Source organism: Phycisphaerales bacterium, assembly GCA_020852515.1.
Classification (GTDB): Bacteria; Planctomycetota; Phycisphaerae; order Phycisphaerales; family UBA5793; genus UBA5793.
The window spans coordinates 138,463-152,665 of sequence record JADZAS010000005.1; the positions used below are offsets into that span (position 1 = coordinate 138,463).

Sequence of the window (14,203 nt, forward strand, 5' to 3'; positions counted from 1 at the left end):
CTCGCCCCCGCTTGCGTGCTTGCGTTTTCAGCCTTGCGTCTCAGATCGATTTCCGGTATCCTCGGGTGGAGGAGGATTGTCATGCGCCACGCTTGCACTCGGGGTCTGGGTCTCGCACTGGTGTCTTCGCTTGCGCTGGCGGCGGGTGCGCTCGGGTTTCAGTCGCCTGCTGCTCAGCGGCTCAACCTCGGCCTGCGCGGGGTGTACTTCGTGCCCAACGAGGGGCAGTGGAGTGATGCCGGGGTGATCTACGGCTACCGCGCGCGCGGCCTGGACATCGCCTTCCGCGAGTCGTCGTTCACAATGCATCTGGCGCGGCAGATCAGCGATGCAGCGCCCACAACAAGCCGGGGCAAAGGCTCCGCGCCGCCCCGGATCGACAACATCAGCGGCGAACGTCTCCTGCTTGCCGATGACGAAATCCGGGGCGACGAGGACTCTGCCCCGGCTTGGGAGCACCTCACCCTCGCCGTGACGTTTCCCGGCAGCAACGAGGTGCAGCCCGTCGCCGCGCAGCCGCAGGGCGCGAAGTTCAACTACTTCGTCGGCGATGATGAATCGAAGTGGGCGAGCAACGTGCCATCGTTTGGCGAAGTGGTTTATCGCAACCTCTACGATGGCGTTGACCTGCACATCACCGGCGCTGGCGCTCGCGGCTTCGCGTCTGAATCAGACGCCGACGGCGTACTCAAGTACGAATTCCACGTCGCCCCCGGCGCCGACTGGTCACAGATCCGCATCCAGTACGACGGCATCGAGTCGCTCTGCATCGACGAGCCCGGCAACCTCCACATCGCGACCACCTTCGGCACACTCACCGACGCCGCGCCACTGGTGTGGCAACCCCGCAGCCCAGGCCGGGACAAAGGCTCCGCGCCGTCCCGGATTTCCCCATCCAACGACGACTCCACCATCCCCGCCCGCTTCGAACTCGTCAACAACACGACATACACAATCACCCTCGACGCCACCGTCGACCCCACGCAAGAACTCATCATCGACCCGGATGTGGAGTGGTCGCGGTATCTCGGCGGCGAGTCGGTTGATGAGGGGCGTGGAGTTGCTGCGCGATCAGACGGCTCGGTCGTCGCCGTCGGCAGCACTGGTTCCGAAATCTTCGAAGGGCAGAACAACTCGAATCATGGCGATTGGGATGCGTTTGTGGTAAGCGCCGATGGCGATGGTCGATTACTGTGGATGACGTTCATCGGCGGCAGCGGGCACGACGCTGGATTCGGCGCGTCGCTGGAGCCCGGCGGCGCCATCCTGCTCAGTGGTGAAACACAGTCGGCCGACTTTGCGCAACGCAACAACGAACTGCACGGCATCAGCGATGCGTTTCTTGCCCGCCTCGATGATGCGGGGAGCCTGCTGCGGATGACCTACGTCGGCGGCTCGAATGCCGAGTCCACCTATTCGCAGCCGGGTATCGACCGTCATGGCTACATCGTCATCGCCGGCGTCACCGAGTCACCGGACATCGAAGGTCGGCTCAACGATCTGCACCCCGGCTCGTGGGATTCGTTCATCTGCCAACTCAGTCCCTCTCTCGAAACTCAATGGGCGCTCTACCTCGGCGGCACGGGAGGCGACTCCATCTTTGAGATGACCCTCGATGGCGAAGGCAGCGCATTGGCAACTGGCGTCACCGGTTCCGTCGATTTTGACGGTCGCATCAATTCCTATCACGGAGACGGCGACCCCTTCGTCGTCAAAGTCGACCCCGAAGGTCAACTCCTCTGGATGACTTATCTCGGCGGCAGCGGATATGGAGACGAAGACGGCAACGGCATCGCTGTCGAGTCGGATGGCACGATCGTCGTGTGCGGAACGACGGAGTCGGATGATCTCGAAGGGGCCACCAATTCGAGACTCGGCTACCAGGACATCTACATCGCACGCCTCAAGCCAAACGGCACGGTCATCCGCAGCACCTACATCGGCGGCTCCCAGGGCGACTACGGCTATTTCCTGGCCCTCGATGCGCAGGGTAACGCGCTCATCACCGGCGAAACAAACTCCGATGACTTCATCGGGCGAAGAAACGGACTGCAATCCGGCTTCGCCATTCTCGCCAGCATCAACCGACTCGACGCAGTCAACTGGATGATCTACTGCGGCGGAAGTCAGGGCTGGGGAACCGCCGTGGCCGCCGGACCTGATGCCGCCTACGTCGTCGGCGGAGTGCGCGTGAGCGACCTGGAAGGGCGGCTTAATGCGTACGGCGGCAATGACGATGGCTTCCTGCTCAAGTATGGTCCGCTCACCGTTCCCGATCTGTCGGTAGATTCGTCCTGTCCCGATGCCGGCCCGATACAACTCACCTGGTTCAACGCCACTCCCAGCGCCCCCGCCGCGCTGCTCTTTGCCCGCAACTCCGGTTCATTCTCCATCCCCAACAACCGCCCGTGCCCGGGCACGATGCTCGGCCTCGGCGCCGAGCAACTCCAGGTCGCTTTCACCGGCAACTCCGACGCCAACGGCTCGCGCACACTCAACGCCACCATCGGCCCCAACCTCTGCGGCGGCTACCTCCAACTCCTCGACCTCACCACCTGCACCACGAGCAACGTCGCGCGGATCGAGTGAGACTGCCACGGGCAGGGGTCATACGCTCACCGCATGATTGCGGTCGTGCAGCGCGTGAGTCGGGCGTCGGTCTCTGTCGAAGAGACGGGCTATCGCGCTGAGATCGGCCGCGGGCTCGTGGTGCTGCTCGGCGTCGAGCAGGGCGATGAGCGGTCCCACGCGGACTGGCTCGCCGGCAGGATCGCGCGGCTGCGCATCTTTGCCGACGACGCCGGACTCATGAATCGCAGCGTGCGCGACGTCGGCGGGCAGGCCCTGGTCGTGAGCCAGTTCACGCTGGCCGGCGACTGTCGCAAGGGCAACCGGCCAAGTTTCGACCGCGCCGCCGGACCCGAACTCGCCGAGTCGCTGTACGAGTACTTCGTGAAGCGGCTGGCCGAGGCGGAAGGCGTGGCGACCGCCACCGGCGTGTTCCGCGCGATGATGGCCGTGGAACTCGTGAACGACGGCCCGGTGACGCTAATGATTAGCACAGCGGACCTGCCGCGCTGAGTGGCGCGTGGCAGGTCAATCCCGCTGGCGAAAGAACCTCGATCTTCGTGGAGGCAATGCTGATGAACCTGAACCATCGCCGACTTGCAACGATCGGCGCCGTCCTCGCTCTCGTCTCGGTCGTCTCCGGATGCGCCCGACAATCCACCAGCGGCCCCGATACCGAGATGACCGCCGCTCGCGCGAAGTTCTACGAGGGCTTCTCCGGCTATCACCGCGACATCACCACCACCTCGCCCGAAGCCCAGCACTGGTTCGACCAGGGCTTGCAATTGCTCTACGGCTTCAACCACGACGAGGCGATTCGCTCGTTCCGCAAGGCCGCCGAGGTCGATCCGAAGTGCGCCATGGCGTGGTGGGGCGTGGGCTATGCCTACGGCCTGCACATCAACAACCCCGTCATGACGGACGAACAGTCGCGCCTGGCCTACGAAGCCACGCAGCAGGCGGTCGCACGCCGCGCCAACGGCTCGCCGGTCGAGCGCACGCTCATCGATGCGCTGGCGCAGCGCTACGCCTGGCCGGCGCCGGCGAATCGGCGGCCGCTCGACGAGGCCTACGCTGCAGCGATGGAGCAGGCGTGGCGCAACTTCCCGCGCGATGCGGATGTCGGCGCGCTCTATGCCGAGTCGCTCATGAATCTCCAGCCGTGGGACCTGTGGATGCACGACGGCCAGCCCAAGGGCCGCACGCCCGAGATCGTCGAAGTGCTCGAGTGGGCGATGCGGATGAACCCCAGGCACCCCGGCGCCAATCACTTCTACATCCACACCGTCGAAGCCTCGCCGAATCCCGATCGCGCGCTGGTCAGCGCGCAGCGGCTCGTCAACCTCGTGCCCGGCTCGGGTCATCTCGTGCACATGCCATCGCACATCTACGTGCGCACGGGTCGCTACGCCGAGGCGGCCGACGCCAACGAGCGAGCCATGGCGGCGGACGAGGCGTACTTCGCCATCGCGCCCCGGCCGCGCTTCTACGTGCTCTACTACGTGCACAACATCCACTTCCTCGCGTACGCGGCGATGATGGAAGGCCGCTATGAGACGGCGATGCAGGCGGCGCGCAAGATCGAGCAAAACGTGCCGGAAGATTTCGTGCGCGAGTACGTCACGCTGGCCGACGGGCTCATGCCCACCCCGCTGCACGTGATGATCCGCTTTGGCAAGTGGGAAGACATTCTCAACGAGCCCGAGCCGCCGGCGTACCGCCTCATGAGCCGGGCGATCCGGCACTACGCTCGCTGCGTGGCCTATTCGGCGACGGATCGCACGCAGGAGGCCGAGGCGGAACTCGCGGCGTTCGACGCCGTCGCGATCCAGATCACCGACGACTGGCTCGTGGGCAACAACCCCTCCAAGGTCATCCTGCCCCTGGCGCGGAAGATGATGCTCGGCGAGATGCTCTTCCGGCAAGGCCAGCGCGAGGAGGCGTTCGCAGCCCTGCGCGAAGGTGTGGCGATGGAGGATGCGCTGGTGTATGACGAGCCGCCGGGCTGGATGCAGCCGGTGCGGCACGCGCTGGGCGCGCTGCTCATGGCCGACGGCCGCTTCGCCGAGGCGGAAGAAGTCTACCGAGCGGATCTGCAGCACCACCGACGCAACGGCTGGTCACTGCTGGGCCTGGAAAAGGCGCTGGCCGCGCAGGGCCGCAGCGACGAAGCCACCCAGGCGGCAGCGCAGCGCGAAACAGTGTGGGCCAGAGCGGATGTGGAGCCGACTTCGTCTTGTTATTGTCAGCCGTAAGGGGAGTGAGCGGGTGATGGGGTGAAGGGGTGAAGTCGGTGTCGATTCCCCTCCTCCGGCTCCTTGTCCTGAGTCGGGCCGAAGGATGCGGGGGAGGGTCAGGGTGGGGGCGGTTCTGTAGATCGGGTCTTTCGGGTCTTGGTAGAATAGATCGTCCGGCGCTGGCCGAACTCCCGAGTCGGCTGCGTGCTGCATCCGATGGACTCGACCTCTCGCCTTGATCTGTACTGAATAGCGAGTGAACCGCGTGAGCAAGTCGCCCATCATCTATGTTTCCCTTCCCGAATCGTTCAACGAGCGAGTCGTTCTGGAGATGATCGCGCAATCGGCAACTGCAACTGGCGCGCGAGTCATACGCATTGGAGCAATCGAGCCTCGGCATACTGGACCCCTGGCTGAAACTGCCCGCTCTACAATCTCCGCATCGGACTTGGTGATCGCTGACATATCGGACGCCAACTCAAGCGTTATGTTTGACGTAGGTTTGGCAACTGCACTAGAAAAGCCCTTAATCCTCTTGGCATCGGGGAGCCGCGCAATCCCGTTTGGCCTCGCCGGAGTCGAGGTGTTCATCTATGGGCCGCTTGAGAGCGATGCGGAGGTTTCTAAAAATAAACTGAAGACTCTTATCATTGACCGCTTATCAAAGCCTGAAGGACGCAGCCTAGTCAGGTCTGCAGTCAACGATGGCCTGCGAAAGCACGTCTTCGTCAGCTACTCGCACGTCGACTTGCAGTATCTAAACCGCTTGCTAATACATCTCCGACCACTGGAACGAGACGGACTGATCGAGATTTGGGCCGATACCAGGCTCCGAGCCGGCGACCTCTGGAAGCAAGAGGTTGAGAAGGCGCTTCGTAGATCAGCAGTCGCCGTACTCATTATCAGTCCTGACTTTCTGGCGTCGGAGTTCATCATAAACAATGAGCTACCGCTGCTGCTTCAGAACGAAGAGCAGCGCGGCGTGCGGATCGTACCAATTGTCGTGAAACCCTGCAGGTTTGCGCGGGACAATAAGCTAAAGCAGTTCCAGTCCGTTAACGACCCCAAGGAACCGCTGATCTTGATGCCTGAGGGAATCCAAGAACAAGTCTACGATCAGGTTGCCCTGGAAGTCGAACAGTGCTTGCTGCAAATCGGCTGAGCACGGATTACGGCTATTGTTTGTGTAGCCAGTAGGTCAGGTGAAACCTGACACTTGGGCGTGTGTTGGAGCGGTGGCATGGGGGGGCCTGCATCGGGTCTCGCCCCTTTCGGGGCTCTGGGCGGGTTCGAGTCGCATCCCCACCCCCGCCGGACGTCGCAGTGCCGGCCAAGGCGTTGATCGGTCAGGGGCCCGCGCCGAACCGTCAGATCTCGACCTGGCCAACGTTGCTCGATGCCTCGGTGCCTTGATGCCTCGATGCCCTGATGCCTTGATGCCCGCCTACCTCAATTCCTTCGTGCCCCCTTCGTGCCTTCGTGCCCTTTGTGGTAAACCTTCAACCCGCCTCGCGCACGCAGCCCACAAACACAAAGCGGCGCCGAGATGATCTCGGCGCCGCTCCAGTTGGCTGATTCGGAATGTCGCGCGACACACGGCGTGGCGCGCCGCCGCGGGTCAGTTGCGATCCCCGGCTTGGTTCTTCTCTTTCATCTCGGCCAGCAGCGCATCCACTGCTTCATCCATCTTCTCGTTGCGCACGTTCGTGTAGCGCACCCGTCCCTCGCCGTCGAGGACGAAGATGGTCGGCCAGGAGTAGACGCCCCATTTCATGGCGATCGGGCCGCGCGTGTTGCCGCCGTCCCAGAACATGGGCCACGAAAGGTTCTGCTCCTTGATGGCTTTCTGAATGCGATCCTTGGGATCGCTGTTGATGCCAAGCAGGACGAAGGGTTCATCTTTCAATCGTTCAACGAGCGACCGCTCGTGCGGGTACATGGCCCTGCAAGGCGGTCACCAATCGCCAAAGAAGTCGATGACGACGACTTTGCCGCGATACTGCGCCAGTTCCATCGACTTGCCGTCGATGCCTTCGCCCTTGATGTTGGGCGCGATGCGGCCGATGGTGAGGTTCTCAACGCGATAGAGATTGGTCTTGATGAGATCGGCGTGCTTGGGGTACTTGGCCGCGAGCGCCTGGAGGAAGTCCGAAGCCGTCTTCACCTGCTCATCGGAGACGGCCATGCCGCTGATGGCCACCGTGCCCAGCGCGTTGCGCAGGGCCGCGGCGTCATCGCTCTCGGCTGCCGCCTTGATTTTGTCGAGGCGTTCCTGGAGTTGCACATCGGTCATGGCCGGGACGTCGGCTTCCAGCAGCGAAGCGTTCGGCCGAGCCAACTCGGCCGCTCCCATCGCCGCCGGCGTAACCAGCGCCGCAGCCAGCACGAGGCAACTCATGCTGAATCTGACTCTCATAGATTGAATCCTCCGCATGAAAAAGGGACCGGATCAGCCGCTGGACTGTAGCGCCGCAGCCGCCGCGGGTTGCACCCACCCCCGAAACCGGCGGCGTGAGCGAGATACAGTACCTCGCGAATTCCGCCGCCCGCCAGCAGAGGAGCCCGGCATGAAACGACCGCTTCGCACCCCAAGCCTCGCACTCGCCCGCCTGATCTGCCTCCTCGCGTGCGCCGGGGTGGGCGCCGGGGTGGGCGCCACAAGTCTGGCACAAAGCCCGCCGGAGGATGCCAACTTCGCCGCCGATGAAACCGGCCGGAAGATCGTCGAACTTGCGCAGGCGTACGAGTCGGCCGGGTTTCGCGGCGCGGTGCTGGCCGCGCGCGACGGGAAGGTCATCGCGGCCGTGGGTGTCGGGCATGCGGATCTGAAGGGCGAGCAGCCCATCGTCCCTTCGACACTCTTTGAGATTGCCTCGATCACCAAACCTTTCACGGCGGTCGAAGCGATGCGCCTCGCGGCGGCTGGCAAGCTCGATCTCGATGCATCGATCAGCGAGTACCTGCCCGGCGTACCCGATGAGTGCAAGCCGATCACCGTGCGGCATCTGCTTCAGCACACCTCGGGCATTCCGGGGACGAATTCGCAGGGCAGCGGCGATGATCTCGCGGCTGTGCTGCCCGTGTTTCTCAAGGGCGGCCCGCAGCACGAGCCGGGCACGCACTGGGAGTACTGGAACCAGGGCTATTCGCTGCTGAGTGAGATCATCGCGCGGGCCAGCGAGGAATCGTGCGTGGACTATTGCCGCCACGCCATCTTCGAGCCGGCGGGCATGGCGCACTCGTGCTTCACCGGTGACGCGGCGCCGGAGGGCGTCAACGTCGCGGTGGGCACATCGGGCTATGGCGAGCCGCGCTCGGCGCTGGAGCATCCCTACGGCAGTTACGGCTACCAGTATCGCGGCATGGGCGGGCTCGTGACCAACGTCTGGGACCTGTGGCGCTGGGATCGTGCCCTTGCCGGCGAAGCGCTGCTGAGCGAGGCGAGCAAGACAGAGATGTTCACACCCGGCGATCGGAGCTACGGCCTGGGCTGGTTCGTGCTCACCAACAAGGCCGGGCGCCTGATGCAAAGCCACAGCGGAGGAGTGCGCGGCTTTGCCTGCGATTTCCGCCGTTTCCCGGAGCACGAGGCGCTGGTGGTGGTGCTGAGCGCGCGCGATGATGTGCCGGTATGGCGCATCGCCGAGGCGGTGGAGACCACGCTGTTTGGCGATGGTCAGGTGCAGGCGCCCCCGGCGCCGCTCGAGTCGCAAATGGCGGGCGAGATTGCTGGCCGGTATGAAGATCAGCGCGGCAACGCACTGACTGTGGAGCGCCAGGACGCCGCCACGCGAGCGACGGTGAAATGGACGTCGGGTCCGACGACGCGCGCCATCCTTGGGCTGGGGCCGCAAGGCGGGCTCGTGTTCTATGACTGGATGAGCGCGATCGGCGTGGAGGTCGTGCGCGATGAGGCCGGCGCGGTAGACGCGCTGACGATTGATGGACATCCGTACCAGCGCATCAAGCCAGGTGCTGAGGGCGCTCGACCCGTCGCTGAAAAGCAGGCTGCTCCAAAGACAGGCGGCGAAGTTCCCGACTGGGCCGCTCTGCTCCTGGGCCGCTACCAGGATGAAAAGGGAATCGAACTCGTCGTCGCAACATCGGGCCGCATGGTCACGGCACAGATTCACTGGTCGCCGCAGGGGCCAATCACCTACGCCAGGCTGGAGCGCACCGAGGCTGGCGAATTCGAGTTTGTCGAGTTCTCGCGTTCGCCGTCAAAGTACCCAGTCGAGATCGTGCGCAACGACGCCGGCAAGGCGCAGTCCATCACCCTCGTCGCCGAAGGACAGCGGCAGAAGTTTGAGCGGGTGCAGGAGAAGTGACGAAGCGCAGCCGCCTTCGCCTGCCGCCCTCGGCGGCCTGTGCGATCACTGTGGTGGCGAACTCAAGACTCGGATCAGAGAGTGACTGAATGCTGCACACGGTCGAGGCGCACGGCGCCATCGTCGTGTCCATTGACTCGGCCGTTGCTCTGGCCGTTGACGCGGCCGTTGGCCGAACCGTTGGCGTGCTGAGGCGCCTGCCGCGCGTGCAGGTGGAGCGAGACGCGATCGACCCGCACACCCAGGCGCTGCTCGATGTCGCGGAGCACCTCGTCGGGCAGTTGCATGAGCAGGCGTTCACTCAGGTCAGTCGGGACGTCGTGGATTTCGCCGGTGTCGTCGTTGAGCAGGTGCAGGTGAGGCTCAAGGTCGGCGTCAAAACGGGCGCAGCCGCAGTTCAGGGAGAGTTTGCGGGCCAGTCCGGCCTCGCACAAGGCTTCAAGCGTGTTGTAGACGGTTGCCAGGCTCAGGCCGTCGCACCGGTGCCGCACGTCTTCGAAAAGCTCTTCCGCGGTGGGGTGGGATTTACTGCCCCGCAGGCGGTCGTAAATGGCCACCCGCTGCCGCGTGCAGCGCAAGCCGTGTTCCGTAAAGAGCCTGCGAATTCCCATCATTAGGATGTTACGGCCTTTTCAGCGGATGAGCCAGCGGCTTTTTGGGGGCGGCGCACCGGTGCGGCATTCCCTGAAGGCGCCCCTCATTCTTCATCGGCGCGCCGGTGACCCGGCTTGGGGTGCCCCCGCCGCGGGAACCCATGGTCCGTATGCGTTATCCTCCGCCATGCCGCCCCCCACCCCCCACGGCTCGGTGCTCGTCTCATCGCTGCTGTTCTTCGGCTTGCTGTGCGTCCTGGCCGCTTTCCTTATGCTCGGCAACGGCTGGCTCGCCACCGCGCCCGCCATGGGCATTCAACACCCGATCGCCGCCGGCGTGGGCGCCCTGGGGCTGCTGCTGTGCCTGGCGTCAGTCGGCCTGCGCCGCCTGCGCCGCCGCGATGACGAGAGGTAGGCCCCACCTTCATGCGCGACATTCATGCGTGGGGCACGCACGGCACCCGCGCTGCAACCGTCTGACGGCGCGTTGCGTATGTGCGCTCAGCCATGGCGATGAAGATCATCACCCGCGCTGCCGTCCGACGCCTTCGCAATCTGTTCCTGCTCATCGCCGGCGTGCTGGCGGTATGCTATTTCGTCATGATCCGCATGCCGGGCAAATCGTTCCGCGGTCCGTTGCCGCCCGCAACGGCTCAGCAGCAGGCGCTGGCGGATGAACTCCGTCGCGACCTGCAGATCCTCGCCGGCGACATCGGCGAGCGCAACGCCTTCCTGCCCGGCAAACTCGAAGCCGCCGCGACGTTCATCGAAACGCAGCTCGCGCAGGCCGGCTATCAGGTCCAGCGCCACCCCTTCCCCGTTCACCTCGAACTCGGCCCCAATCCCGAGAGCGACACGGTCTGCTCGAATCTCTCCGTCGAGATTCCCGGCGCGACCAAACCTGAGGAGATCATCATCGTCGGCGCGCACTACGACTCGATCTTCGGCTCGCCGGGCGCCAACGACAACGGCACCGGCGTCGTCGCCACGCTGGCCCTCGCGCGCCGCATGGCGAACTCGGCGCCGCGCCGCACACTGCGCTTCGTCTTCTTCGTCAACGAAGAGCCGCCCTTCTTCCAGCAGGAAGGGCAGATGGGTTCGCTCGTCTACGCCCGGCAGTGTCGCGACAACGGCGACAACATCATCGCCATGCTCGCGCTCGAAACCATGGGCTGCTTCAGCGACGAGCCCGGCACGCAGCACTACCCGCTGGGCCTGGGCCTGCTCTACCCGACCACCGGCAACTTCATCGGCTTCGTCGGCGGCGTCGGCTCGCGCCACCTCGTTCGCAAGTGCATCGCGGCATTTCGCCAGCACGCGCAGTTTCCGTCCGAAGGCGCCGCCCTGCCCGGCGGAATCCCCGGCGTCGGCTGGTCGGATCACTGGTCGTTCTGGCAGGCCGGCTACGACGCCATCATGGTCACCGATACCGCCCCCTTCCGCTACGGCGACTACCACGAAGCGTCCGACACACCCGACAAAGTGGATTACGACCGCCTCGCCCGCGTGACCGAAGGAGTCCAGCGCGTCATCGAAGACCTGGCGAGTGAGTGAAACGCACGGCGGCCAACGACAGCGTCGATGCGAAGTCGCAGTCCGAACTCGTCATTCCCGTGAAGACGGAATCCACAATCGGTCAAGGGCGCTCGACCCTCTTTCGCGCGAGCCGGACGGCGAACATCTGAACACAAAGACTCAAAGACACAACGTCACAACGAAAAGAAGCAGAAGCAGCAGGCGCCTGTCGTTCATGACTCGACACCTTGGTTCCTCGGTGCCTTGATGCCTTCGTGCCTTCGTGCCTTCGTGTCTTCGTGTCTTCGTACTGAACATTGGATCCGCGACCGCGCGTACCCGTCCTACCCCACATCCGCAATCCCCAGCCCCTCGCCGTGCTGCTCCATCAGCCGCCGGCGCAGCAGTGCGTTCTCTGGTTTTGTCAGCCCCGGATCATCCTCGATCCACTGCCGCGCATCGCGCCGGGCCATGTTGAGCAGCGCCATATCGGTGCGCAGGTCCGCCACGCGCAGCGATGTCGAACCCGACTGGCGCGGCCCGAAAATCTCACCCATGCCGCGAATCTCGAAGTCTTTCTCGGCGATCTCGAAGCCGTCGCCCGTCGAAGCAATCGCGTCGAGCCGCGCCTTGCCGTCTTCCGTGGTCGCTTCTCCGATGAAGACGCACAGTGACTTGGTCGAGCCGCGCCCCACCCGGCCGCGCAACTGGTGCAGTTGCGACAACCCAAACCGCTCGGCATGCTCGACGATCATGATCGACGCATTCGGCACATCGACGCCGACTTCGATCACCGTCGTCGCCACGAGCGCATCGATCTGCCCGGCCCGGAAGCGGTGCATGATCCGCTCGCGCGTCTCGCGCTTGAGCCGGCCGTGGATCGGCGCGAGGCGCAGCCCCTCGAACCAGCCTTCCTCGAGGTGCTTGAGATGCGAGCGCACGTCCTTGAGCCCCCCGCCGCTCGCTTCGTCTATCGCCGGCAGCACGATGTACGCCTGCTCCCTCTTGTCGCGAATGCGCCCGGCGACGTACTCATACACCTCGCGCGACTTGCCCGGCCCGACCACGCGCGTCGCGATCGGGCTGCGGCCCGGCGGCAGGCCCTTGATCGTCGAAACATCCAGATCGCCAAAGAGCGTCAGCGACAGCGTGCGAGGAATCGGCGTCGCCGTCATGACCAGCGTGTGCGGCACGACGCCGCTGTTCATCTCGGTGCGAATGCGCAATTCCGCCCGCTGGTGCACGCCGAAGCGGTGCTGCTCGTCGATCACCAGCACGCCGAGGCGGTGAAACGCGACCGGCTTGCTCAGCAGCGCGTGCGTGCCGATGACCAGGTCGATGTCGCCGCGGGCCAATCGATCGAGAATGGACTTGCGATCCGCAGCGCTGAGCGTGCCGGTGAGCAGCTCGATCCGCACGCGGCTGCCTTCGAGCATCTCGGTCACCGTGAAGTAATGCTGCTCGGCGAGGATCTCCGTCGGCGCCATGAGCGCCGCCTGCGCGCCCGATGCCACCGCCGCGAGCATGGCGTAGAGCGCCACGACCGTCTTGCCCGAGCCGACGTCGCCCTGCAGCAGGCGGTTCATTGGCGTCGTGCTCGCGAGATCCCTGCGGATCTCCTCGATCACGCCGCGCTGATGGCTCGTGAGTCTGAATGGAAATCGCGCGATGATGTGCTCATCGACCGCGTCGGCAGTGTTGATCGCCACGGCATCGCTGTGCTGGCGCAACTGCCGGCGCTTGAGCGCGATGCCCAGTTGCAGCAGCAGCAGTTCATCCAGCGCCAGGCGCCGCCGCGCGCGCTTTACGTCATCCTCGCCATCCGGCCGATGCACGAGCCGCAGTGCCGTGGCCAGGTCGGGAATGTTGCGTTGCTTTCGGTACTCTTCGGGCAGATGATCGTCAATGAGCGCCGTCGCCTCGTCGAGAATCGACTGAATCGTCTTATCGATCTGCTCGCTGCTCAGGTCTTCGCTCGCGGGATAGACGGGCCGGTAGCGCTCGCTGCGCTCGCCCGCGGGTGCTTCGGGGTCGATGACTTCCCACTTGGGATTGACGACCTGCATGTAACTGCCGTACTTCTTGGTCTTTCCCTGGATGCGCAGCGTCATGCCCGGGTGGATGCGCGTGCGCAGGAACGAACTGTTGAACCACGTGAGATGCAACCGGCCGGTGGGGTCGACGAGGTTCGCCTCGAAGCGAGCCTTGCGGCCCATGCCCGCCACGCGCGTGGCGCCGACCTCGCCGCGCGCCGTGACCACCTGCTCGGCGCCGATCTCGGCAATGGGCCGCTCGGAATGCTCAAACTCGTAACGATGCGGGAAGTGGTGCAGCAGGTCGCTCACCGTCACCACGCCCAGCCGCTTGTACACCGTCGCCACGCGCGGCCCGACGCCGGGCAGATACTGCACCGGCATATCCAACCTCAGCGGCGGGCGGGTTTGGGTCGTGTCAGGCATCTCGGGAATAGGATACCCGAATCGATGCCCGGCCGTCGAGCGGGAATACGACTTCGTCTTTCGCGTCCTCGATTCATCCCGGGCCTTTCATGAGAATCCGGACTGAAGCTGAAGGAGACCAGAGCATGTCGGCCATCATTCGAATCGCGGCCATCACGATCACACTGGCGCTGCTTGCAGGGTGCGTGCTCGTGGGCGGCCGGCAGACCGTTCAGAAGCCCACGCGCGGCGAAGAGCTGATCGACCTCAAAGCCGCCTATGACGCCGGCGCCCTCACCGACGAGGAGTACGAGTGCCAGCGCGCCGAGATCCTGCGCAACTGACGGAGGCCGGCGCCAGGCACGCGGCGCTCCCCTGCGCAGAGTCTCCGGATCGTCGTTTGCGCCTGAGGCTCACGACCCGAAGGACGGCGAAACATGCCGCGATCCCTTGATGCATCGCTGCCTTGTTGCCTTGATGCCTGATCCCTCGCTGTCTCCCGCCTCACCTCCCTACCATTGGCC

The 14,203-nt window shown here is 64.6% G+C and carries 12 protein-coding genes; 8 read left to right on the forward strand and 4 right to left on the reverse strand.

Annotation, left to right across the window (positions count from 1 at the left end; all coding sequences use genetic code 11):
• Nucleotides 1-81 precede the first annotated feature (81 nt).
• From IT430_03420 to IT430_03435, 4 genes are all read left to right on the forward strand, one after another.
• Entirely contained in the window at nt 82-2,589 is a 2,508-nt protein-coding gene (locus IT430_03420; protein ID MCC6906969.1) for an SBBP repeat-containing protein, read from the forward strand.
• Nucleotides 2,590-2,622: 33 nt separating this feature from the next.
• Nucleotides 2,623-3,081 carry a D-tyrosyl-tRNA(Tyr) deacylase gene (locus IT430_03425; GenBank protein MCC6906970.1) on the forward strand — a complete coding sequence of 153 codons (459 nt, stop codon included), beginning with the start codon at nt 2,623-2,625 and terminating at the stop codon, nt 3,079-3,081.
• Between the two features lie 62 nt (nt 3,082-3,143).
• Entirely contained in the window at nt 3,144-4,823 is a 1,680-nt protein-coding gene (locus tag IT430_03430; protein MCC6906971.1) for a tetratricopeptide repeat protein, read from the forward strand.
• Between the two features lie 247 nt (nt 4,824-5,070).
• Nucleotides 5,071-5,967, forward strand: coding sequence for a toll/interleukin-1 receptor domain-containing protein (locus tag IT430_03435; protein MCC6906972.1), 897 nt, complete (start codon nt 5,071-5,073; stop codon nt 5,965-5,967).
• Nucleotides 5,968-6,423: 456 nt separating this feature from the next.
• Here IT430_03435 and IT430_03440 read toward each other — a convergent pair whose 3' ends face one another.
• Both IT430_03440 and IT430_03445 read right to left on the reverse strand, forming a co-directional pair.
• Nucleotides 6,424-6,744: a TlpA family protein disulfide reductase gene (locus IT430_03440; protein ID MCC6906973.1), complete on the reverse strand. Its 321-nt coding sequence runs from the start codon at nt 6,742-6,744 to the stop codon at nt 6,424-6,426.
• 15 nt (nt 6,745-6,759) lie between these two features.
• Complete coding sequence (locus IT430_03445; GenBank protein MCC6906974.1) at nt 6,760-7,221, reverse strand: hypothetical protein; 462 nt, start codon at nt 7,219-7,221, stop codon at nt 6,760-6,762.
• A gap of 151 nt (nt 7,222-7,372) precedes the next feature.
• Between IT430_03445 and IT430_03450 the strand changes: the two genes are divergently transcribed.
• Nucleotides 7,373-9,133, forward strand: a complete 1,761-nt coding sequence (locus IT430_03450; protein MCC6906975.1) for a beta-lactamase family protein — start codon at nt 7,373-7,375, stop codon at nt 9,131-9,133.
• A 74-nt stretch (nt 9,134-9,207) separates the two neighbouring features.
• Here the strand turns inward: IT430_03450 and IT430_03455 are convergent, their stop codons facing one another.
• Nucleotides 9,208-9,744, reverse strand: coding sequence for a transcriptional repressor (locus IT430_03455; GenBank protein MCC6906976.1), 537 nt, complete (start codon nt 9,742-9,744; stop codon nt 9,208-9,210).
• Nucleotides 9,745-9,913: 169 nt separating this feature from the next.
• Here IT430_03455 and IT430_03460 point away from each other — a divergent pair, with 169 nt between their 5' ends.
• Together IT430_03460 and IT430_03465 are read left to right on the forward strand one after the other, a co-directional pair.
• Nucleotides 9,914-10,141, forward strand: a complete 228-nt coding sequence (locus IT430_03460; GenBank protein ID MCC6906977.1) for a hypothetical protein — start codon at nt 9,914-9,916, stop codon at nt 10,139-10,141.
• A gap of 92 nt (nt 10,142-10,233) precedes the next feature.
• Entirely contained in the window at nt 10,234-11,280 is a 1,047-nt protein-coding gene (locus tag IT430_03465) for a M28 family peptidase (GenBank protein MCC6906978.1), read from the forward strand.
• A gap of 305 nt (nt 11,281-11,585) precedes the next feature.
• Here IT430_03465 and recG read toward each other — a convergent pair whose 3' ends face one another.
• A complete protein-coding gene (recG, locus tag IT430_03470; GenBank protein ID MCC6906979.1) occupies nt 11,586-13,652 on the reverse strand; it encodes an ATP-dependent DNA helicase RecG in 2,067 nt (688 codons plus the stop codon).
• 173 nt (nt 13,653-13,825) lie between these two features.
• On the opposite strand from recG, the gene IT430_03475 reads away from it, so the two are divergent.
• Nucleotides 13,826-14,023 carry an SHOCT domain-containing protein gene (locus tag IT430_03475; GenBank protein MCC6906980.1) on the forward strand — a complete coding sequence of 66 codons (198 nt, stop codon included), beginning with the start codon at nt 13,826-13,828 and terminating at the stop codon, nt 14,021-14,023.
• Nucleotides 14,024-14,203 lie beyond the last annotated feature (180 nt).

Bases quoted from the DNA above. Each gene is read 5' to 3' on its own strand.
- IT430_03425 (MCC6906970.1), top strand. From the start codon at position 2,623: ATGATTGCGGTCGTGCAGCGCGTGAGTCGGGCGTCGGTCTCTGTCGAA.
- IT430_03460 (MCC6906977.1), top strand. From the start codon at position 9,914: ATGCCGCCCCCCACCCCCCACGGCTCGGTGCTCGTCTCATCGCTGCTG.
- IT430_03475 (MCC6906980.1), top strand. From the start codon at position 13,826: ATGTCGGCCATCATTCGAATCGCGGCCATCACGATCACACTGGCGCTG.
- IT430_03455 (MCC6906976.1), bottom strand. From the start codon at position 9,744: ATGGGAATTCGCAGGCTCTTTACGGAACACGGCTTGCGCTGCACGCGG.
- IT430_03430 (MCC6906971.1), top strand. From the start codon at position 3,144: ATGAACCTGAACCATCGCCGACTTGCAACGATCGGCGCCGTCCTCGCT.
- IT430_03450 (MCC6906975.1), top strand. From the start codon at position 7,373: ATGAAACGACCGCTTCGCACCCCAAGCCTCGCACTCGCCCGCCTGATC.
- IT430_03445 (MCC6906974.1), bottom strand. From the start codon at position 7,221: ATGAGAGTCAGATTCAGCATGAGTTGCCTCGTGCTGGCTGCGGCGCTG.
- IT430_03440 (MCC6906973.1), bottom strand. From the start codon at position 6,744: ATGTACCCGCACGAGCGGTCGCTCGTTGAACGATTGAAAGATGAACCC.
- IT430_03465 (MCC6906978.1), top strand. From the start codon at position 10,234: ATGGCGATGAAGATCATCACCCGCGCTGCCGTCCGACGCCTTCGCAAT.
- IT430_03420 (MCC6906969.1), top strand. From the start codon at position 82: ATGCGCCACGCTTGCACTCGGGGTCTGGGTCTCGCACTGGTGTCTTCG.